We start from the raw sequence: 20,573 nt of genomic DNA on the forward strand, positions 1-20,573 counted from the left end.
TAGCTAATCATAACAAACAATTAGAGCAAAAGCAACGATGTTCTCATTTAATTCTAATATTTTAATCATTAATTTTTCGCTATTTCTTGCTTTTTGCTGTAATTTTTTCTATATTAATGATATATGTAAAAAATTGACTTGTGATATAAAGGAGAAATAACTATGGACCCCTTGGGGAATTCATTAATTACCCAATTATTTATTATTCTATTCTTGACCTTGATTAATGCCGTTTGTGCAGCAACAGAGATTGCTTTCGTTTCACTAAATCAACAGAAAATGAAACAAATGGCAGAAACAGGTAATCGTAAAGCTAAGCGTGTGCTTAGACTTCTAGATAATTCTGACGATTTCTTAGCCACAATTCAGGTTGTCATCACCCTAGCTGGTTTCTTCTCCAGTGCTTCGGCGGCCACAACTTTTGCTGACTTGATCATGCGCTATATCCCAGGTATTTGGGGTGGCAAACAAATTGCCATTCTTATCGTCACTTTAATTTTATCTTACTTTACCTTGGTCTTAGGGGAATTGTATCCTAAGCAAGTTGCTTTGCAGATGCCTGAGAAGGTCGCTCTCTTAACAGCAGGTTTTATCTCGATTGTACAGCGTATAACCAAACCGTTTGTTATCTTGTTATCGGCTTCGACCGGTTTGTTAAAGCGGTTAACCCCTATTGATTTCACCAAGGAAGAAGAGAAGTTTACCCGAAGTGAGATGAAGGCTTTATTAGACAATTCACGTAACGATGGAGCGATTGACTTAGAGGAGTTCTCTATGCTTCAAGGGGTTCTATCACTTGATTCTAAGTTAGCGCGCGAAGTAATGGTTCCGCGGACAGATACTCAAATGATTGATATTGAAGATGATATCATTGAAAATTTAGAAGAGTTATTAACAAGTCCTTATTCGCGAATTCCATTATATGAAGAAGATAAGGATAATGTCATTGGGGTCATCCACGTGAAGAATGTCTTGAAGGCTTCTCGTCAGGTTGGTTTTGAAAATATTAATCTACTTGAGATTGCCAATGAGCCACTGTTTGTTCCTTCTACTATATATATTGACGATCTGCTCTTAGAATTTCGTCGTGAGCAACAGCATATGGCGATTCTCAAAGATGAGTATGGGGGAGTCGAAGGGATAGTCACTCTAGAAGACCTCATTGAAGAAATTGTCGGTGAAATTGAAGACGAGTCCGATACAGCTTCAAAAACCATTCGTAAAGTGGACGAACATAACTATTATATCGATGGTATCTTACCTTTAGATAAATATAACCAAATTTTCCATGAGAAGTTGCATTCGGAAGATGTCGATACGATTGCCGGGATGATTATTCACCAGATCGGTTATGTACCCGATGATGATGAACGCGTTTCGGTGCGAATGAATGATCACGTCCTAACGACTACCCAAATCGAGAACGGACGGATTCGAGGAATTCATGTGGTCTATGATCCCGATCGTAACTTGCAAGTGGAATATGATATCAATGATTTAGATTACAATGGTCACGATGATGATCATTATGAATCCGAAGAGAATTACGACTATAATATTTAATTTCTAGGGAACGAATTTGCCAAGAGAAACCGAACTAAGCGAGACCTCGGGGCGATTCGTTCCTTTTTGATAAAAAGGAGATAATCATGTTAAATGAAATGATGTATCGTCCGGTAGTCATGCCGGAACTGGTTGAATATATGCGGACAGCTCAGGCTAAGTTTCCGGGACAATTAGGCCAACTTGAAGCCTTTGCTAACGAATTGGGTATTCCAATTATTCCTCATGAAACGGCTAAGTTTTTAGATTTCTTTTGCGCCACCATTCAACCAAAAGATATCTTAGAAATTGGGACGGCCATTGGGTTTTCTGCTTCACTTATGGCTCAACACTTACAACTGGATGGTCATTTGACCACCATTGATCGTTATGCGTTGATGTACGAGCGCGCCAAAGAAAATTTTGCCAAGTTGGGCTTAAGCGACCGTATTTCAATTATTGAAGGAGATGCGGCCGAAGTCCTGCCTACTTTATCTGGGCCCTATGATCTTATCTTTATGGATTCAGCTAAGGCCAAATATATTGAGTTTTATCCCGAGTGCATGCGACTTTTGAAGGTCGGGGGCGTACTTGTTATTGATGATGTTTTCCAAGGGGGGACCATTCTAGAAGATGAAGCCGATCGGCCAAAACGCGTTCGCAAAATCCATCGCAAATTAAATGAACTTCATCAGACAGTCCTTAACGATCCTTGTCATCGATCTTGTTTAGTTCCTTTAGGAGATGGATTATTAATGGTAAGAAAGGAAGGATAATATGTTGCCTGTAAAAATGTTGGCAATTGATCTTGATGGCACATTTTTATCGAGTCAAACTCAGTTAATTTCAGAAAATGTAGCTAGCTTAGAATTGGCCCAAAAAGCTGGGGTTGAGACATTAATTTGCACGGGGCGGACCTATCCAGGGGTGGAACGCTTTATACAAGGAATGCCGAACCTGAAGAAAGAAGGTTATCTCATTCTTCATAATGGAGCCTTAACCTTAGCCTATCCAAGTTTAGAAGTTGTTAAGCGACATATTATTTCGCCTACCATTCGCCAAGCTATTCTAGCTTTCTTCCATCAACAAGATGTCAAACTAACTCAATTAATTGGTTTGAATGATGAGACCATTTTCCTTACCGGCAGCCAGCTGCCGAATCCTCATATTGTGGCTGATGCGGCTACCTTGGCTATGCCAGTGATTCCGGTAACCGATGAAGCTTTTTCTGCTGTTGAGGATTTAACCAAAGTTCTACTTATGGGTCCTAAAGAAGAATTGGATCGAGTTCAAGCACAGATTCCAAATGAGCTTAAAGAACAATGCAGTATGGTACGCAGTAAGGATGTCATTATTGAATTCTTTGCTTTGGGTGTCAACAAGGGTCAAGCGGTGGCTGATTTAGCGGATTATCTACACATTCCTGCTGAGCAGGTCATGACCATCGGCGATCAATTGAATGACATTGAGATGTTACAGTATGCTGGCTACTCAGTAGCGATGGGTAATGCCCAACCTATGGTTAAAGCAGCAGCCAAGTATGTAACCGGGACCAATGATCAAGCAGGGGTATCCCAAGCGATAAACAAACATATTTTAGAAAAATAGGATATAATTTAATAGTAAGTTTATACTTTCTTCACACAATGATGCTAAAATTTGTATTTGAATGAGGCTGTATAGAGAAGGGGACAGGTGGTGACTAAGTGAAGAAAACAATTGGGATTATTTTAGGACTGTTGATTATTATAGGAATAGGCTATGGAGCCGGAATTGGTTATTATGCAGATCGTTTTCAAGCAAATACCAAATTCGGTTCAGTGGATATTAGCAATTTGAAATTAGACCAAGCTCAGAAAAAACTTGAAGACGAACTAAATAAAAAGACCTTGTCGGTTAAAGAACAAGGTCAAGAAATCGGTAAATTTAGTGTGGGCGAGTTAAAAGGGAAAATTGAGACAAAAGGTGTTTTGAAAGAAAAATATCTTTCGCAAGATCCTCGCTTTTGGCTGTTGGCTTATTTCAAGACAACGAAATACGATCAAGTATTGAGTCAACATGTTCAATTTGATGGTGAAGCCTTAAGTAAGGCTCTCACTTCCATTGGCTTGGATAACCAAAAACGCCATCCAGCTCAAGATGCGAAAATCGATTATGCCGATGAACGTGGTTATTTTGTCACTCCTGAAAAGGCGGGTAATCAAGTTGATCTAGCTAAGGTTCAAACCATGATGATTGATGGTATTCAGAAAGGTCAGAATGAAATAGATATTAAAGAAGCTTATAAAACACCAAAAATCTTGAGTACGGATAAGAAGATTACCCAATTCATGAAGCAAATTGATCAAGCTAGTCAGGTTAAATTAACCTTAAAGATTAAGGATAAGAAAATCCCTATCGCTAAGACTGATGTGATGAAATGGATGAGCTTTGATGCCAATAATCAAATTGTTTTCGACCAAGGCAAGATCCAAGAATTTGTTAAAGGTTTGAACGATCAGTATGCTACCTTCAATAAAACCAGAACCTTCAATTCAACCTTAAGTGGTCAAGTCCAAGTTCAACCAGGGACTTTAGGTTGGTCGATTGACAGTGAGACTGAGGCTGCCCAAATCGCTCAGGATTTAAAAGCGGGTAAAGAAGTGACCCGCGAACCAGCCATTGTCGGTACCGGTTATAACAATAGTGGGACGGATGATATTGGTAATACTTATGTAGAAGTGGATATCGCCCACCAAACCATGTTTATTTATATCGATGGTAAGAAGCAATTAGAAACCCCGGTCGTTACGGGTTTAAAAGGGGTATCTGAAACGGTTCCAGGTGCTTATGCTATCTGGGGCAAAGAGCGTAATGCCACCTTGCGTGGGGTCAATGGCTTAACCGGTAAAAAATATGCGTCACCGGTGGCTTATTGGATGCCGTTCGATCAAATTGGACAAGGCTTGCATGATGCAGGCTGGCAGCCAACTTTTGGTGGGGATTTCTATTTGACCAATGGGTCCAATGGATGTGTGAATATTTCTCCGGCAGTCATGCCTCAAGTCTTTGATTTAGTCCAAGAAGGCACCCCCGTTATTATCTTTTAAAAATATAGAGGGCTTGGTTGACAAGCCCTTATTTAATTCTAACCTTAAGCTAATCCAGTCTTTGACTAATCATAGCTAAAAGGTATAATGGAAATGATAGATTCTTAAGTATATAGGGTATGCAGAAGCTTACGCATGGTCTTGAACCTGACAAGGAGTGAGTAGATGAAAAAGATTCTAGTAGTCGATGATGAAAAGCCAATCTCAGATATCATTGCCTTTAATTTATCCAACGAAGGATATGAAATTGAGAAAGCTTATGATGGTGAAGAAGCCTTAAGTCAATTTGAAGAAGTGAATCCTGACCTTGTGATTTTGGATTTGATGTTACCTAAGGTAGATGGTTTAGAAGTTTGCCGTGAAATTCGCAAGAAAAGTTTGGTGCCTATTATTATGTTAACGGCCAAAGATTCAGAAATCGATAAGGTCTTAGGTCTTGAATTAGGCGCTGATGATTATGTGACTAAACCTTTTTCTAACCGGGAATTAATCGCTCGTGTTAAGGCTAATTTACGTCGAAATGCTTTACAAGAAGGTAATCAACAAGATGACACTAAGGCCAACGAAATTGTGATCGGTGAATTAACGGTTCATCAAGACGCTTATATTATTTCTAAGCGTGGTCAAGAGATTGAACTCACCCATCGTGAATTTGAACTATTGCATTATTTAGCTAAACATATCGGCCAAGTGATGACCCGTGAGCATCTCTTAGAGACTGTATGGGGATATGATTATTTTGGCGATGTACGGACAGTGGATGTGACCATTCGTCGTTTACGGGAAAAGATTGAAGATTTACCAAGTCATCCGTCTTATATTGTCACCCGACGCGGAGTGGGTTATTTCTTAAAAAATCCTGATCAGGAAGCTTAGGTTATGAAACGATCCTACAAATTTTTCCAATCCATTTATATTAAGATACCCTTACTATTCATCTTTATTTTACTGATTGCTTTTCAAGTGATTGGTGTTTTCTTCATCAATCAATTGGAAGTACAGTCGGTCAGTAATTTTAAAGAGCAAATCAATACCCAAGTTGATTTTCTAGTGACCAATGCGAGTCCGATTATGGCGGATATGAATCTGGCCAAAGATGTCAAAAGTGCACGTCTGACCCAGACGCTAGAAACTTTTACTTCGGCTAATCCGACTGAAGTCCTGATTATTAACACGGAAGAGTATGTCGTAGCTACTAACTTTAAGGTTCAGCAAAATGCGGTTGGGGCAAAAACCAATGAATTGGATGTTAAGAATGTCTTGGTTAACCAACGGTCTTTTGCTGAAGAACGCTACAATGCTGAAAATGGTCAGCACTCTTATAACTTGATTAAACCCATCCTTTCACCTGATACGGGAGAAGTGGTCGGGGCTGTTTCCGTTAAAGCAGGTATGAATCAGGTCTATGAACAGACAACAGCCATTATGAATCTCTTTATTAAATCGGCAGCTGTGGCAGTGGCGGTTACTTTTGGCGTGTCCTTATTATTATCACAAGGTTTAACCCGTCCAATTGAAAATATGCGGCAACAAGCCATTCGTATCTCAGAAGGGATCTATAACTACCCAGCGACGGTTTATGGGCAAGATGAACTTGGTGAGTTAGCCATTACGATTAATGAACTGGCTGTTAAAGTAAAAGAGGCCCAAGATTCGACCGAATCTGAACGTCAACGTTTGGATGGGGTCTTGCGTCACATGACTGACGGGGTTATCGCGACTGATCGCCGGGGAAATATCCTTTTAGTTAATGATCGAGCTCTGTATCTCCTAGGCATTAGTCAAGAACAAGCAGTAGGACGCTCCATTATTCGCCTTTTGGATATTGGTGAAAAATTGACGCTTAAGAATTTATTGCAACAAGAAACCGAGATATTAATCAATCGACTAGATGGACACCATCAACGCACCATTCTTAAGGGCGAATTTTCGATTATTCGTCGGGAGACGGGTTTCGTTACGGGTCTGGTTTGTGTCTTAACTGATGTCACTGAACAAGAGAAGACCGAGCAAGAACGTCGCGATTTCGTATCTAATGTATCTCACGAATTACGGACTCCATTGACAAGTATTAAGTCCTATTCAGAGGCTTTGTCCGAGGGAGCTTGGCAGAACCCGGATATTGCGCCGCAATTTTTGGAGGTTATTCAATCTGAAGCAAATCGGATGATGCGGATGATTGGTAATCTATTGGATTTATCCAAACTAGATGGTGGTCAATTGAAGTTCAACAAAGAGTTTGTTAACTTTACGCGGATGGTCTCACATATTCTCGATCGGTTTGATTTTACCCTTGAGAGTGACCAGAATAATCAACGGGTGAAGAAATATCGTATCGTTCGTGATTTTACCAGTCGTGACCTCTATGTGGAATTAGATCAAGATCGAATGACGCAAGTTATTGATAATATCTTAAATAATGCCATTAAGTATTCCCCAGATGGCGGTAAGATTGAAGTGAAAATCGAAGAGAACCATTCCAATGTTCTATTAAGTATCTCAGACCAAGGTTTGGGAATTCCTCAGAAGGATTTACCTCATTTATTTGAACGATTTTATCGGGTAGATAAAGCCCGTTCCCGTGAACAAGGAGGAACAGGTTTAGGTTTAGCTATTTCTAAAGAAGTGATCGAAATGCATGGCGGCCGTATTTGGGCTGAAAGTGTCGAGGGTAAAGGGTCAACCTTTATCTTTGAATTACCTTATTCACCATATGACAGCGCGATTGATGAAGGGTGGGATGATTAATGAAACGACGTTTTCCTTTTTTATCCTTCTTTTTAGCCATGTTTGTGTTAACCAGTATCGCCTTATCCTATTTACTGGTCTTCAATTCTCATCCATTATCTAAGTATTTATCACAAGAGGAAGTCGCGACCAAGACGATTCAAAATAATCAAGAGCAATTGTCTGCCTATTATCAACCGGCTCATGTAAAATTTGAAGAAGCGGTTTTCCCAACCACGGCTTATCTGGCTAAGGGTAATCGTCTGTTTGATTTGAATCACTACCCAACCTTGGAAAGTCTTTTAGTTAAAATTCAACATGCTCCTATCCAGGTGAGGGACATTCGAATTAATCGAAATCTAGAGGATTATCAAGCTCTATATGAGCAAGATTATATTGAATTTGATTTCCGTCAATCGGTTCCGTTAAGCTTAGTGGATAGTCTTATCAATCTAGGCAATAACCAGGAAACCCCTTTTAAGTTGGATCGGATTTTAATTCCAGATTCAGACAAGCGCTTGGCTTATGTGGTTGATACCCGAACGAAATCTTTCATCGAGGTGGAACTAAGTACAGATTTTGATCTGGCGGACTGTTTCAACCAAGTGAATAAAGTCAAAGAAAATTGGTTATCGGTTGATCGTTATGACCTAAAAGACAAGTCGGTCTACTTGCCTGTGAATGAGCAAGTTATCAAAAGTAAGACCTATATCTTAGAAAAAATTCCGGAAAATATGTTCATCTCTTCAGTATTTCCTAACTCAGATTTCGTGATTTCGCAAGCCAATACGACGGATACTAAGAGTTATCAAAATTATCAATCCACGCTGACTATCTTTGGTAGTAAACAGTTAATGACTATTACAACCAATTCGATTTCTAACCGCGAAAAGATTTCGGAAGAGCAGAAGCTACGTGAAAGTTTTAAACCAGTAGCTGAAAATGCCTATTGGCGACAAGGCTTACGCTATGATGGTATTCGAAACAATATGGTCACTTATCGTCGTTTCCTCGATGGGTTTCCTATATACAGTCATTCAAGCATCGAAGATTATGGGGCTTTAAAAGTTTATATGCGAAATACACCAGGTTCAGAAGTCTATCGTTTTGAAAAACCAACCGTGATTTTGATGGCTAATATCGATGATATGAGTCAGGATATTCCTCTTCTATCGGCGGATGAACTAGTCACAACTCTTACGGGTGCCGGTGTTAATCTAGATCGAATATCCGATATTCAATTGGTATATGAATGGCAACCGGATATGCAGAATTTTCAAGTGGTGACCTTGATACCTAAGTGGTATGTCGAAGTGAATGGACGGCAATATTCCTTAGATCAAATTACTCATGGCGATCTTGCTAAACAAGATCAAGCACAAGAGTCTAATACAGAGGGGGAGTAAGATGGACTTTAAGCGAATTCAAGTCTTGTTGGTTTTAATCTTCTTCCTTTTCAATTGTTATTTGGTTACGCAGTTGTACAATAAGTTCAACTACGCCGATCAAGTTAATACGACTACGACCTATACGAACATCGAAGATGATTTAAAAGGTCGTAATATTAGTCTATCAAAACCCTTGGACGCCGATCGCGTTCATTTGCCCATTGTCAAAGCTCCGAAACTTCAGCTCTTACAAGATAATCTCGGTCAGTTAAAGAATCAAAAGGCTGTCGTTGATGCTAATGGCACCCTTAATTCGACCTTTAACGCGCCAGTGGATCTAGGTGTGGGCCTAAATAATCAGTCAACAGGCTTATCTAAAGACCAAGCTCAGATAATTCGAGATAACTTCTTAAAGAATGGCGAAATGTTTCTCTTTGGTGACCAATATACGCATTGGTGGTATATACCTTCATCTCGTCTGATTATTTTTCGTATGAGCGCCTATGATGGGAAGGCAATTGTAGATGGATCAGCTGATTTGCGTATTCAATTAGACCAGAACTATCAGATGGTCTCGTATTCTCAAAATTATCAGACTAACTTTTATGCACTAGAACAGCCTATTCAGTTAATTTCTGCCAAAGAAGCCGTGACTTTCCTTGATCAACGGATTGAGACCTATCTGCCGAATGATTCTAAGATTCAGCATATTGGGTTGACGTATTTTCGGTATATGGCGACTAAAGATTTCAGTATCTTTTCTCCTGCATGGGAAATTATCTATTATCGGAGTGATGGTGTTACCAAGTCGATGTTAGTCGATGCGATTCGTGGTCAAGTACTTAATCATAATCCAGGTGAGTAACCTTATTTGCATGACACTAGACAATCAGTCTTCATACAAATTTCACTTTTCCGACGGGCCTTTACCTATCATTACAGTAAATAAACTGATAAAATATGGGTAATAGATTTGGGAGGATGAAGTAGATATGCGTAATGGGATTCGTTGTTTAGTGTCATTTTTCATGGTTTTACTTTGTTTGTTGAGCTCACACACAAGCTTGGTTCAGGCTCAGGAAGTAAATTATGATTTTATCAAACAAGAAATTCAAGCTGATGTTCAATCAGATGGCAGTGTTCATTTTAAAGATTTTCAAACTTATGATGCTGAGCATATGAATGGAGCCAAGTTTGTTTTAGACACGCAAGGATCTGAAGTGACCGCTTATCGAGTCGGTATTCTTGATCCTAAAACTAAGAAAATCCAATATTTTGAAGAAACTTATTTTGGTCAGGATCGTAACTTCGAAGTATCACGCGGAACAAATGAGATTGAGTTTAAAGCCTATCATCCGACCAACAATGCTCAAGTAACCTTCGTCTTTGAATATACGATGAAAGATTTAGTGACCAATTATCGTGACACAGCCGTGCTAAATCGTAAAATTATTGGTTCGCATACCGATGAACCTTTTGATGCGGATATCAAGATTAGCTTACCAGGTAAAGTCGATAAGAAGGAAGACCTAAGAGCGTGGGCTCATGGTGCTCCTCAAGGGATTATTGAATTGAACCGACAAGGTTCGCATAGTGTGATTCATGCTCAAGTTAAGGATAATCCTGCCAATCAATTCGTTGAAATCCATGCGTTATTCCCTACGGCCTTAACACCGCAAAATCAAAATCGGGTCGATCAAGCTAAGAAAGCGGATATCATTGCCCAAGAAGAGAAGCAAATTAAAGCTGATAAAGCGGCTTATGAACGAAATCGTTTAACTGAAATGCTTGCTTTAACAGCATCATGTTTGTTAGCTCCTTTGGTTTTATTAAGAGCTTTCTGGGTTTATTTGCGTAACCGTAAGCGGGCTAATCCAAATCCTGTTCATTTACCTCAGCATATATATGAATTACCTGAAGATATCACACCGGCTATAATGGCTGCAGCTGTGTTAAGAAATAATCCGAACGAAGATGATTTTGCTGCGACGATTCTAGACTTAGCTCGCAAAGGCTATATTGAAGTAGAGGAAGTGGCTCGCCAAAAACGAGGTTTCTTATCTAACGGTATTTCCACCACTGTTCAAATTAGTCCGACAGTAAATCCGCCAGCTGAATCGAATTTGCTGCGGCATGAGCTTCAAGCCCTCCACTATGTCCAACCAGAAAAACAATCGATTACGCTAGAAGAGTTAGAAGACCGGATGAATGATTCAGAAAGTTTCCGCCGAAAACAATATGATTATTGGACTAAGTTCCGCGATTCAGCGGCTGTTAAAGGCGAGCAGATTGCTCAGAAAGCAACCAAAGAAACTTTGCAAGCGTCACTATGGTCAGCCTTTGCTTTATTTGCCACCATTGGGGGTAGTGGTTTGTCCTTAATCATGGCATTGAATGCTAAACCAGAATGGGTACCTTATGTATTAATAGCAGCGGCCATTTCTGTGCTTGCTTTAGTAATTTTACTCGTTTCGATGAGTAAGTGGCCAATTCGCTCAGCTAAACAAGACCAAATGAAGCAAGAGTGGCAAGGATTTAAGCAAATGTTACACGATATTGGTCAATTCAATATGCGGGAAATTGGGTCGCTAGCCTTATGGGAAGAATACCTTGTGTATGCTGTTTCGCTCGGAGTAGCTGATAAGGTTGTCGATGCGATGAATATGGAATTTAATCCAGGTGAGTTAGCTCAAGGGCGTCTCATTAACGGTGGCATGAATGATCCTTATATTTTAGCCCATACCATGCGTTACTCTGTTCGCAATTCTATTTCAACAGCGACGCCTAAATCGACTGGTTCGAGTGGGGGCTATTCAGGTTCTAACTCCGGTGGTTTCGGTGGGGGCTTCTCTGGTGGCTCCTCCGGTGGTTTCGGTGGCGGATCAGGTTCAAGTGGATTCTAAACCAAGCTCCAATCAATCTAAATTTAGAAAGTGGTAAGTTATGCAATTTGTTCCTAAATATCAAGACCCTATGGCACAAGAAGCTCAAGTTGATAGTTTGAGCTTCTCTGTATTAGCTTCTGGTTCAAGCGGTAATTGTACGTATATCGAATCCGCAAAGCAGCGCATTCTTGTTGATGCGGGTTTAAGTGGCAAGAAAATTATTAATCTCTTAGCAGAAATTGATCGCTCTCCTCAAGGTCTTGATGCTATTTTAGTCACTCATGAACACATTGATCATGTTCAAGGAGTGGGGATTCTATCGCGAAAATTTAATATTCCTATTTATGCGAATCGGGCGACTTGGTCAGTGATGGAAACCATGATTGGTCAAATCGCTCCTGAAAATAAACGCTTTGTCGAGGCGAATCAATTAATTAGCCTAGGGGATATAGACGTTCAAACTTATTCTGTCAGTCATGATGCCATCGATCCTCAATTTTATGCCTTTCAAAAGGGCAAGAAAGTCTTTGCCATGCTAACAGATACGGGCTATGTGAGTGATCGCCTTCTGGGTCAACTTGCTAATGCTTCAGCCTATTTGATTGAAAGTAATCATGAGGTCGAAATGTTACGTTATGGTAAGTATCCATGGTCGGTTAAACAACGAATTTTGGGAGATAAGGGCCATCTTAGCAATGAAGATGGAGCTTTAGCTATGAGTCAATTAATTGGTCAAGCGACGAAACATATTTATTTGGGCCATTTAAGTAAGGATAATAATACGAAAGAGATTGCGATGGATACCATGACCCGGCTTTTGCAAAGCAAAGATTTCGCTGTTCACCAAGATTTCAGTCTTAATATGACTGATCCTGCGCAATCTACTCAATTAAGAAAATTATAACTGAATTAAGAGAAAGCTCAACTCTGAGTTCCGTTTGTCTAAAGGCGTTTGCTTAGCTGGGCTAATCTGCACGCTTTGCCAAATGCTTCAGAGCTGAACGAGCTTCCTCACTTTGATGGAGTCTAGTTCGTCTTTGCAGAAATGACCTCCACTTTGTTTAAGCTCCTAGCTTGCAAATCAAGCTTTGTCGCTTAAGTCAAAGTGATTCATTTCTTAACGCAAAGCCTCACTTTGTTGGTTACATGATGGTTTGGAGGGCTAGCATGATGACGCTGAAGATGCCAATAACCACCATGAGTGGCCAAACGAATTTTAACCATTTGTCATAGGATACGTCGACCAATTCTAATACGGCCAAAATTAGGCCGGTTGGGGTAATGAAAGCCATCCAACCTTGACCTTCGTTATAAGCTGAGACTACTACGTCACGTCCAACGTGGACTACATCGGCTAGAGGAGCCACAATTGGCATAGATAAAGTAGCAAGACCAGAAGATGATGGGATGAAGATTCCTAAGAACGAGAAGAGAATCATTTGAACGGTAGAGAATAGAACACCGTTAACCCCAGATATAATGCCAGAAGCACTTTGGAGAATTGTGTCAGAAATCATGCCGGCATCCATGACAATATTGATGGCCCGAGCTACCGCTACAATCAGAGCTACAGAAATTAATTCTGCTGCGCCATCGATAAAGGTATTGATAGCCTCTTTCTCAGACAAGCCTGAAATGATCATGCAAATAATACCGATACATAGGAAGAGGGTTGTTAACTCATTGAACCACCAACCTTGGCTAGATACACCCCAAATCATTACGGGGAACCCTAAACCAAATAATGTCAACATAAGAGATTTGCGCCAATCAAATGGAATGACGGCGTCTGCGTCATAGTTGTGTAAGAAGCGTTCTTTAATGGCTGGCATTTCGTCAGCTAATAAAGATTGAGATGGGTCATTTTTTACTTTGTTAGCATAACGCATTAAATAGAATAATGAAATTAGAGTAGCTAAAACTAAAGAAATAAAGCGGAAAGCAATGCCGTCAGTGAATGAAATACCGGCTGCATTGGAGGCAAGAACGACTGAGAAAGGATTGGTTGTTGAGAACATGGTGCCGACGGATGAAGCTAAATAAATGGTAGCAATACACACCATAGCATCATAGCCAGAAGCTAAGAAGATCGGCATTAAAATTGGGAAGAAAGCAATCGTTTCTTCAGCCATACCAAAGGTTGTACCTCCAGCTGTAATTAAAAGGGTGATAATAACAATTAATAGATATTCTTTGCCTTTGGTTTTACGAGAAAGGGCCGAGATACCAGCAGCAAATGTGTTGGTCTTGTTCAAGATACCAATTAATCCACCGAGAATTAAAATAAAGGAAATAATATCAATTGATTCAGCAAGACCGGTTACCATTGACATGACCACGGCAACTGGACCTTGTGGTTTGCGACCAATCTTTTTATAAGAATTTGGGATTGCAACGGGCTTGTATACTTTACCGTTTTTGAAATTTTCTAAGGGGACGGTAATGCCAAGCTTGTCTAGATTTTGTTGGGTAGCTTCGACTACTGTCTCGGCTCCTTCTGCATCCGTTTTAATGAAATGGCCGGCCTCGGCATCATAGGCCAAGCGTTCAAATGAACCGGCAGGGATTACCCAAGTAAGTAATGCGGCGAAGATAAGAATAATAAATAAGACCGTATAAGCAGTTGGAAAACTACGTTTCTTTTTAACTTTTTGTTGTTCTGTCATATAATTGCTCCTTTCATTTTATGAAAAAAGAGTATCATGGAAAGCGCTTTATTGCAATGTATAGTTGAATAAGTGAGGATAAAATTATGGATAAAATTTATAAAGAGCAGTTTTAACGCAAGAGAGGGTGAAAACACTGTTCTCTATTTTAAGCAAATGCTACAATAAAGATACTATTTCATAACTGAATTTCAGAAAATTGTTCTAACTTTTTTCATGAATAAGTGCTATATTGACCATATTCAAGCAACACTGATAATAAAGGAGTGAATAATATGCAAGTAAATGAAGAACAAGTACAAGAAACGCTACCCTTAGCCAGTAAAGTTGATACTTCAAAGGTTACGCTTTGGAAGGGATTTGTTGGGGGATTGTTGGGATCATTTGTCATTCTAGGTATTTTCTTGTTTTTATTTGGAGGTCAAGGGTGGAAGCAATCGGTAGCTTACACGCAAAATAGTCAACCCCACGCTTTGGCAGTTAAAACGAGTCCACAAGCAAGCAAAACGTTAAATGACTTTGAAACAGCGATTCTAGGTGCGGTTGAACGAACAAAAGGGGCCGTTGTATCAATTGGGAATTTACAAGATCCTAAGTCAGGAGACTTATTCGGTTCTTATTCTGGACAGGCTGAATTGCCTGATCCAAATGCCAATTTAGAAGTAGTTGGAGAAGGATCTGGTGTAATATACAAAATAGAAGGTAATAAAGCTTATATTGTAACCAACAACCACGTCATTGATGGCAATAAAGCCCTTCAAGTCATTATGGCTGACGGACAAAAAGTAGATGCTAAGGTATTGGGATCAGATCAGATTACTGATCTGGCTGTGGTGACGATTGATGCCAAATATGCTAAAAATAAAATTGAATTTGCTAATTCGGATAATATTAAGGTGGGATCTTTGGCTATTGCAATCGGGTCTCCTTTAGGCAGCCATTTTGCTTCTTCGGTTACCCAAGGAATTGTGTCAGGCTTAAATCGGTCTATGCCAGTTGATGTTAACCAAGATGGGGTTAAAGATTGGACGGCTAGCTTATTACAAACGGATGCAGCCATTAATCCGGGTAATTCTGGTGGGGCATTAGTGAATAAAGATGGCCAATTAATAGGTATCAACTCAAATAAATTTTCTTCGACTGGAATCGAAGGAATGGGTTTTGCTATTCCTAGTAATGAAGTCAAAACAATTATTGATCAATTAGAAAAGAATGGTAAAGTAACCCGACCTGTGTTAGGCATTTCATCAGTCGATGTTAATCTTTTATCAGATCATTCTCGTATAGATATTCTACAACTTGATCCTGAACAAACTAGTGGGGTCGCTATTCGTGATGTTGAATCAGGTTCTTCCGCTGAAAAAGCAGGACTTAAGGGCTATGATGTTATTATTGAATTAGATGGTAAGAAAATAGAGGATACAGCAAGCTTAAGGAATGTGCTTTATAATCACAAAGAGGGCGATAAGATTGAAGTAAAATACTTACGCCAAGGTAAAGAAGCGCAAACAACGGTGAGTCTCCAAGCTCCTAAAGAGGAATTAAACTCAGGGAATTAAGTGGCCGCTCTATCATAAGTAAGAAAAATCCCCTACATCAACTCCATGTTGGTGTAGGGGATTTTGCTATTTTGCCGATAAAACGAAGTCGGACTTATTGCTCTTGATTCGTTACCAAATTTTGACTTGTCAAACTTTCTTCAGTTGTTTCAATGCTAGGGGGGGTAGTTTGGCTTGCTGTTTCACTAGTGCTTGTAGGATTAGGCGGCATGTTTGACTCAGTTTCAATTGCAGTCGAGCTTGTGGTTTCGACCGTGTTTGATTGAACTTGGCTTTGTGGCTTGAGGTCCACGCTTGGTAGACTCGCTTGACCACGATAAGCAGCCGTGGCTTGACTTTTACTAATAACTACTTGATTATTCTTTGTTAGCTTAACGGTAAAGGTGTTATCAGAAATTGAATAAATAACGGCTAACTTGCCAACTTGATAATGGTTAGCAAGGAAATTAATCAAATCTAGATTGGATACCTCTGATTCAGTTGTTGAATTTTGACTATCTTTTTTTGAATTCCGTTCTTTAAGCTTAAGTGATATGTCGTTTTTCATTTTAGGGTTTACTTGTTCAGGTTTAATAGCCATGTATTCTTTGCCGTTCGCTTTAGGAATGGAGAAAGAACCGTTTTGCCAAATGAAAGCCTCTTTGGCTAATAAATCGTCGGGACTAAAAATATAACCTTCATCCGTTGCAAAATTACCCTCAGCTAAGGCTTGTTTAACTTCATCTAATGAATGAACAATTTGCCAGTTCATCAAGTCCTTGCGTTTATTCTTGGGGGTTACATTGGGAATATAAGTGATATCCTGATGATGTGTTTGCTGATGGCCAGCACTGGTCCACGGCGCCGGACGATATTCCGGATGTTGCATCAAATATTTAATTGTCGCAATTTGTTTGTCTGTGAGATCATCATAGGTCACAATATGAATATGATCAATGTGGGGAATAACGAAGGATTGACCAGAATCAAAGGTTGCACTGCCAGCATGCATAGGTAATTGACTCAAAGGAACGTATAGGCCTGGCTTTAAGTCGGAAGGTTTATTTTTGCTGACATCGAATCGATAATGCTGTGGATTTTTTTGACTTAAAGTTAATTCCGCAAAGGCGATATCTTGGTAATTTAATTGATTTAAAGCTTCGAAATAGGTTTGCTGATTAACTTGGTAAATATAGCCTAATTGACCATTTTGGGTCGTTTTGCTAACGACCTTTTGATGGTCAAATTTGGGTTTAGCTGGTTTATTGACTTGAGGACTCGATCCCTTGTCATTAGGTTTGTCTGTTTTATTCTGAATATCTTGGCCAAAATGTTTTTTGATGTAATCTTTAGCTTGGGCGAATTCTTTAGGGTTTAAATCAGTAAAGGGAATCCAGTGGAAATGGCTGCCATGTCTAGCAATGATACCATTTCCTTCGACTTTGCTAATCGATTCCGGAGTAAAGACATAGCCATCGCTCGTGGTATAACGGCCATTTTTTTGATTTTGGTTGCGATGTTCACCAGAATCAGTGGCTACTTTACCTGCTTTTGGTTGGGTTGTTTTCCCGTTTGAGGGTGATTTACCCAGAACTTGATAGGCAATCTTGAGTTCGGCCGCCGTCAAATCGCCTTTAGGAATAAAATGAAAATGGTCCCCATGAGGAACGACAAAGCCGTCACCCATATCTGAGATGACATCGTAAGGGCTAAAGACATAGCCATCATCAGTAACATAAGCACCAGACGCATTTCTCGTTCCGGAGCCGCCAAGGGCACCGGTGGGTACCTTATCGTCTTGTTTGTTTCGTTTGCCACCTTTTTCATTAAATTCAACTAAAGCGTTTTTGACCTTTTCTTGGACTTCCTTTAGGCTGCGTAGAGATTTCTGTGATTGTTCATCCTTGAGTACAATATAGTAATCTTCTTTTAACTTAATAATATAGGCTGTGGGCGTTTCATAGACTAGGTCTTTTTTATGATAGTGGTAATCTTGGGGAGCTAAGAGATCTTCACTAAATAGACTATCTTTCGGTGGACGTCCTTTGAACACATGCAGATCGATTCCTTGGCAAGTCACGTATTCCTTCTCGGTTAGATAGACTACAATCGGCTCTTCATGGCCTTGATTTTCCTTTGTAACTTGATCGGGTGTTCGCTCTCCTTCATAGATGACTAGGGATTCTGGACCTAGTTGATAGGTTTTCTTTAAACCAACAATTTTCTTGGCATCTTTTGGATGGACTTCATTGGACTGTAAACTAATTTCTTCTAAAGTTCTGACGTTTTGACATTGATCAGGGTCTTTAACATTTAGGTAGAAATGATCTTGATAACATATAATAGCGCCATCTTTAACTTTGTTGACTAGGTCACGTTCATTAAAATGATAGTCATCCGGGGCTAACAAGTCTTCGCTAATAATCGAATTTTCAGGTACTTGTCCGTTGTAGTAATGATAATGATCACCGTGAGAGGTAACATAACCATCGGCTGTAATTTTAACCACAATTTGTTCGGCCGCAATACCTTCTTCTTGGTTGATTTCTTCCTGACTTTTGTTCTCATTAGTTTGGTTATTTGACGGTTTATTGGGTTGAGCCCCATCAATATATTGGATTTGATATTGTCCTTCTTTTGCCTCAATCGGTGAATGGGTTACGGCTTGAGTCAGAGCGCCTAAGCAAGCTACAGTGCTAAAAAGGATAAAGGGGTGCTTGTATAAGGAATGTTTCATCTCAATTGCCTTCTTTCTGTAGAGTTTCAGCCAAAATTTGTATGTTGCTGGCAAGGTTATCTAAGAATGAGCGATTATTTTGAGGATCGCTCTCTAAAGGGCTCAAAGTAGCTAGTTTTACGCCAGTGGCTTTAGCTACCGTTTTGGCCATATTTTGATTTGCGTTGGGTTCAACAAAAAGGGTCTTGACCTGATAGCGTTGAATAAATTGCTGAATTTCAGCCATTCGTTTAGATGAGGGTTCGACTTCAGATGAAATACCCGCGATACCTAATTGCTTCAGACCAAAGCGTTTAGCTAGATAAGAAAAGGCGGTATGTTGGGTGATAAAGGTTTTGTTTTTTAACTTAGCAAAAATGGGGTGATAAGTGTCTACTAGGGCTTTAGCCTTTTGATTGAAAGATTTCGCATTCTGCTGATAAAAGTCAGCATTGTTAGGGTCAATTTCTGCTAAGTGATTGGCGATTAAGGTCGCTTCGCGACCGGCTTCAATCGGGTCTAACCAAGTGTGAGGATCATATAGGGAAGCACTCGCCATGCCGGCTACGGATTCCATATCTTCTAATCCTTGGACTTTCATCAAGTCCAAACCTTGAGAAGCTTCAATTAATTGAACAGGATGACTTTTGGCATTTTTTGCAATATTTTTGGTCCAAGATTCTAAAGCTACTGAATGATAGATAAATAAATCGGCTTGATAAATCTCGGCCACATCGTTAGCTGAGGGTTCAAAACCGTGAATGCCCATACTAGAATTAATCATGTAAACCGGGTGTTTGTCGCCGACAATCTCTTTAGTGATGGCATACATTGGGTAAAAGCTGGTGACAATTCTTAAGGGCTCTTTATTGGCCTTTGAGGCCTCAACACTAACTGAATCCACCAATAGACCAAATAGACTGACGAGACATGCCAAAACAATATAATGAATGCTTTTTTTCATTTGCTTCCTCCTTTGCGATGGAATTCCACGCAGGTATAATAGTATTAATTACTGTTTATTTTGTCAACTCACTTTCTCATTAATTTACAAAATCGACTGTCAAACTTGCTGACTCAACCAAGGGTCAAACGGTTTACTGACAAGACAAAAAGACTTATCCACAGAAATATGCATTATCTTGTGGATAAGTCGAAATCATGTGTATAAGTGATTAAATTAGGGTTGCCATGAAATGAAAATTTGAAGCAAAATGAAAGGAACAAATAAGAGGCGGTTTTCAAGCGAACATCTGTTTATTTTGATGAGAAATCAACAAGAAAAGCGAGTTATCCACAGAATCAAAATTAATTCTGTGGATAACTCGCTTTTTAAAGTGCATATCTTAGTTAAAATAACCTAAATAGTCGAATTTTTCGAAAACATGAGAGCTAGCAATCGCTACTAGAATAGTGTCTGCTTCAATCGGATCATTAATGGCAATCGAAGAATTTAACTTTTCACCACGTTCTTGGCGCATGCCGATTAAGTTAAGTTCGTATTGTTTACGTAGATCTAATTCATTGACGGTTTTGCCAACCCATTTTTCTGGTGCGCGGAATTCAATAACGGATGTATCGTCGTCAAGGCGAAGGACTTCTTCGATCTTGTTGCGAAGAATTTTTGATGCCAGGCGCATACCGGAGTCACGTTCTGGTGAAACGACAACATCAGCCCCAACTTCATATAGGACTTCCTCAAATGTTACTGAACGGGCTTTGGCTACGACTTGGGGAACACCTAATTTTTTGCAGTTCATAGTAGCTAGAACAGCACTTTCAAGGTTAGTCCCTGTTGCAATCACGACAATATCACAGTTATGAATACCTAAAGTTTTCAAGAATTGGAAGTCAGTAATGTCACCAACGGCTGCATTGGTGACTTCGTCTGCAACATCTTTAACCATAAGAGGATCCCGGTCAACGGCTATGACGGTTGTGCCATAATGACTTAAATCTTTAGCAACTGTGCGACCAAAGACACCTAAACCTAAAATACCAACTGTTTCTGTTTTTTTCATA

General features: G+C 39.7%; 15 protein-coding genes. 11 read left to right on the plus strand and 4 right to left on the minus strand.

What is annotated here, in order from left to right; translation table 11 throughout:
* The first annotated feature begins 162 nt into the window (after nt 1–162).
* The 10 genes from EIH20_RS02945 to EIH20_RS02990 all read left to right on the plus strand — a co-directional run bounded on the left by EIH20_RS02945 (nt 163) and on the right by EIH20_RS02990 (nt 12,535).
* Nucleotides 163–1,563, plus strand: a complete 1,401-nt coding sequence (locus EIH20_RS02945; protein ID WP_124057872.1) for a hemolysin family protein — start codon at nt 163–165, stop codon at nt 1,561–1,563.
* A gap of 86 nt (nt 1,564–1,649) precedes the next feature.
* Complete coding sequence (locus EIH20_RS02950) at nt 1,650–2,318, plus strand: O-methyltransferase (RefSeq protein ID WP_124057873.1); 669 nt, start codon at nt 1,650–1,652, stop codon at nt 2,316–2,318.
* Between the two features lies 1 nt (nt 2,319).
* Nucleotides 2,320–3,150, plus strand: a complete 831-nt coding sequence (locus EIH20_RS02955; RefSeq protein ID WP_124057874.1) for a Cof-type HAD-IIB family hydrolase — start codon at nt 2,320–2,322, stop codon at nt 3,148–3,150.
* Between the two features lie 98 nt (nt 3,151–3,248).
* Nucleotides 3,249–4,631 (plus strand): L,D-transpeptidase family protein, encoded by a 1,383-nt coding sequence (locus tag EIH20_RS02960; protein WP_124057875.1) that lies wholly within the window; start codon nt 3,249–3,251, stop codon nt 4,629–4,631.
* 165 nt (nt 4,632–4,796) lie between these two features.
* The gene (gene yycF, locus EIH20_RS02965; protein WP_124057876.1) at nt 4,797–5,507 is read left to right on the plus strand and encodes a response regulator YycF; all 711 of its coding nucleotides are present in this window, start codon (nt 4,797–4,799) and stop codon (nt 5,505–5,507) included.
* 3 nt (nt 5,508–5,510) lie between these two features.
* A complete protein-coding gene (walK, locus tag EIH20_RS02970) occupies nt 5,511–7,379 on the plus strand; it encodes a cell wall metabolism sensor histidine kinase WalK (RefSeq protein ID WP_124057877.1) in 1,869 nt (622 codons plus the stop codon).
* Nucleotides 7,379–8,764, plus strand: coding sequence for a YycH family regulatory protein (locus EIH20_RS02975; protein WP_124057878.1), 1,386 nt, complete (start codon nt 7,379–7,381; stop codon nt 8,762–8,764). The genes walK and EIH20_RS02975 overlap by 1 nt, the downstream gene beginning before the upstream one ends.
* Nucleotide 8,765: 1 nt before the next feature.
* Nucleotides 8,766–9,611 carry a two-component system regulatory protein YycI gene (locus EIH20_RS02980; RefSeq protein ID WP_164470842.1) on the plus strand — a complete coding sequence of 282 codons (846 nt, stop codon included), beginning with the start codon at nt 8,766–8,768 and terminating at the stop codon, nt 9,609–9,611.
* Between the two features lie 127 nt (nt 9,612–9,738).
* Complete coding sequence (locus tag EIH20_RS02985) at nt 9,739–11,649, plus strand: DUF2207 domain-containing protein (RefSeq protein WP_124057880.1); 1,911 nt, start codon at nt 9,739–9,741, stop codon at nt 11,647–11,649.
* A gap of 70 nt (nt 11,650–11,719) precedes the next feature.
* A complete protein-coding gene (locus EIH20_RS02990; RefSeq protein WP_164470850.1) occupies nt 11,720–12,535 on the plus strand; it encodes an MBL fold metallo-hydrolase in 816 nt (271 codons plus the stop codon).
* A 238-nt stretch (nt 12,536–12,773) separates the two neighbouring features.
* On the opposite strand, the gene EIH20_RS02995 is transcribed toward EIH20_RS02990, so the two are convergent.
* Complete coding sequence (locus EIH20_RS02995; RefSeq protein ID WP_124057882.1) at nt 12,774–14,297, minus strand: YfcC family protein; 1,524 nt, start codon at nt 14,295–14,297, stop codon at nt 12,774–12,776.
* 275 nt (nt 14,298–14,572) lie between these two features.
* On the opposite strand from EIH20_RS02995, the gene EIH20_RS03000 reads away from it, so the two are divergent.
* Complete coding sequence (locus EIH20_RS03000; RefSeq protein ID WP_124057883.1) at nt 14,573–15,856, plus strand: S1C family serine protease; 1,284 nt, start codon at nt 14,573–14,575, stop codon at nt 15,854–15,856.
* Between the two features lie 94 nt (nt 15,857–15,950).
* Here EIH20_RS03000 and EIH20_RS03005 read toward each other — a convergent pair whose 3' ends face one another.
* From EIH20_RS03005 to EIH20_RS03015, 3 genes are all read right to left on the minus strand, one after another.
* Nucleotides 15,951–18,572, minus strand: a complete 2,622-nt coding sequence (locus EIH20_RS03005; protein WP_124057884.1) for a pneumococcal-type histidine triad protein — start codon at nt 18,570–18,572, stop codon at nt 15,951–15,953.
* A gap of 1 nt (nt 18,573) precedes the next feature.
* Nucleotides 18,574–19,515, minus strand: a complete 942-nt coding sequence (locus EIH20_RS03010; RefSeq protein WP_124057885.1) for a metal ABC transporter solute-binding protein, Zn/Mn family — start codon at nt 19,513–19,515, stop codon at nt 18,574–18,576.
* 382 nt (nt 19,516–19,897) lie between these two features.
* Nucleotides 19,898–20,572 carry a potassium channel family protein gene (locus EIH20_RS03015; protein WP_124057886.1) on the minus strand — a complete coding sequence of 225 codons (675 nt, stop codon included), beginning with the start codon at nt 20,570–20,572 and terminating at the stop codon, nt 19,898–19,900.
* Between the last annotated feature and the right edge of the window lies 1 nt (nt 20,573).

It is taken from the genome of Vaginisenegalia massiliensis, from assembly GCF_900604935.1.
Lineage (GTDB): Bacteria > Bacillota > Bacilli > Lactobacillales > Aerococcaceae > Vaginisenegalia > Vaginisenegalia massiliensis.

What these genes read in the sequence shown, in the direction of transcription:
- EIH20_RS03000 (WP_124057883.1), top strand. Translation starts at nt 14,573, where the DNA reads ATGCAAGTAAATGAAGAACAAGTACAAGAAACGCTACCCTTAGCCAGT.
- EIH20_RS02985 (WP_124057880.1), top strand. Translation starts at nt 9,739, where the DNA reads ATGCGTAATGGGATTCGTTGTTTAGTGTCATTTTTCATGGTTTTACTT.
- walK (WP_124057877.1), top strand. Translation starts at nt 5,511, where the DNA reads ATGAAACGATCCTACAAATTTTTCCAATCCATTTATATTAAGATACCC.
- EIH20_RS02990 (WP_164470850.1), top strand. Translation starts at nt 11,720, where the DNA reads ATGGCACAAGAAGCTCAAGTTGATAGTTTGAGCTTCTCTGTATTAGCT.
- EIH20_RS02950 (WP_124057873.1), top strand. Translation starts at nt 1,650, where the DNA reads ATGTTAAATGAAATGATGTATCGTCCGGTAGTCATGCCGGAACTGGTT.
- EIH20_RS02975 (WP_124057878.1), top strand. Translation starts at nt 7,379, where the DNA reads ATGAAACGACGTTTTCCTTTTTTATCCTTCTTTTTAGCCATGTTTGTG.
- EIH20_RS02955 (WP_124057874.1), top strand. Translation starts at nt 2,320, where the DNA reads ATGTTGCCTGTAAAAATGTTGGCAATTGATCTTGATGGCACATTTTTA.
- EIH20_RS03005 (WP_124057884.1), bottom strand. Translation starts at nt 18,572, where the DNA reads ATGAAACATTCCTTATACAAGCACCCCTTTATCCTTTTTAGCACTGTA.
- yycF (WP_124057876.1), top strand. Translation starts at nt 4,797, where the DNA reads ATGAAAAAGATTCTAGTAGTCGATGATGAAAAGCCAATCTCAGATATC.
- EIH20_RS03010 (WP_124057885.1), bottom strand. Translation starts at nt 19,515, where the DNA reads ATGAAAAAAAGCATTCATTATATTGTTTTGGCATGTCTCGTCAGTCTA.
- EIH20_RS03015 (WP_124057886.1), bottom strand. Translation starts at nt 20,572, where the DNA reads ATGAAAAAAACAGAAACAGTTGGTATTTTAGGTTTAGGTGTCTTTGGT.
- EIH20_RS02980 (WP_164470842.1), top strand. Translation starts at nt 8,766, where the DNA reads ATGGACTTTAAGCGAATTCAAGTCTTGTTGGTTTTAATCTTCTTCCTT.
- EIH20_RS02945 (WP_124057872.1), top strand. Translation starts at nt 163, where the DNA reads ATGGACCCCTTGGGGAATTCATTAATTACCCAATTATTTATTATTCTA.
- EIH20_RS02995 (WP_124057882.1), bottom strand. Translation starts at nt 14,297, where the DNA reads ATGACAGAACAACAAAAAGTTAAAAAGAAACGTAGTTTTCCAACTGCT.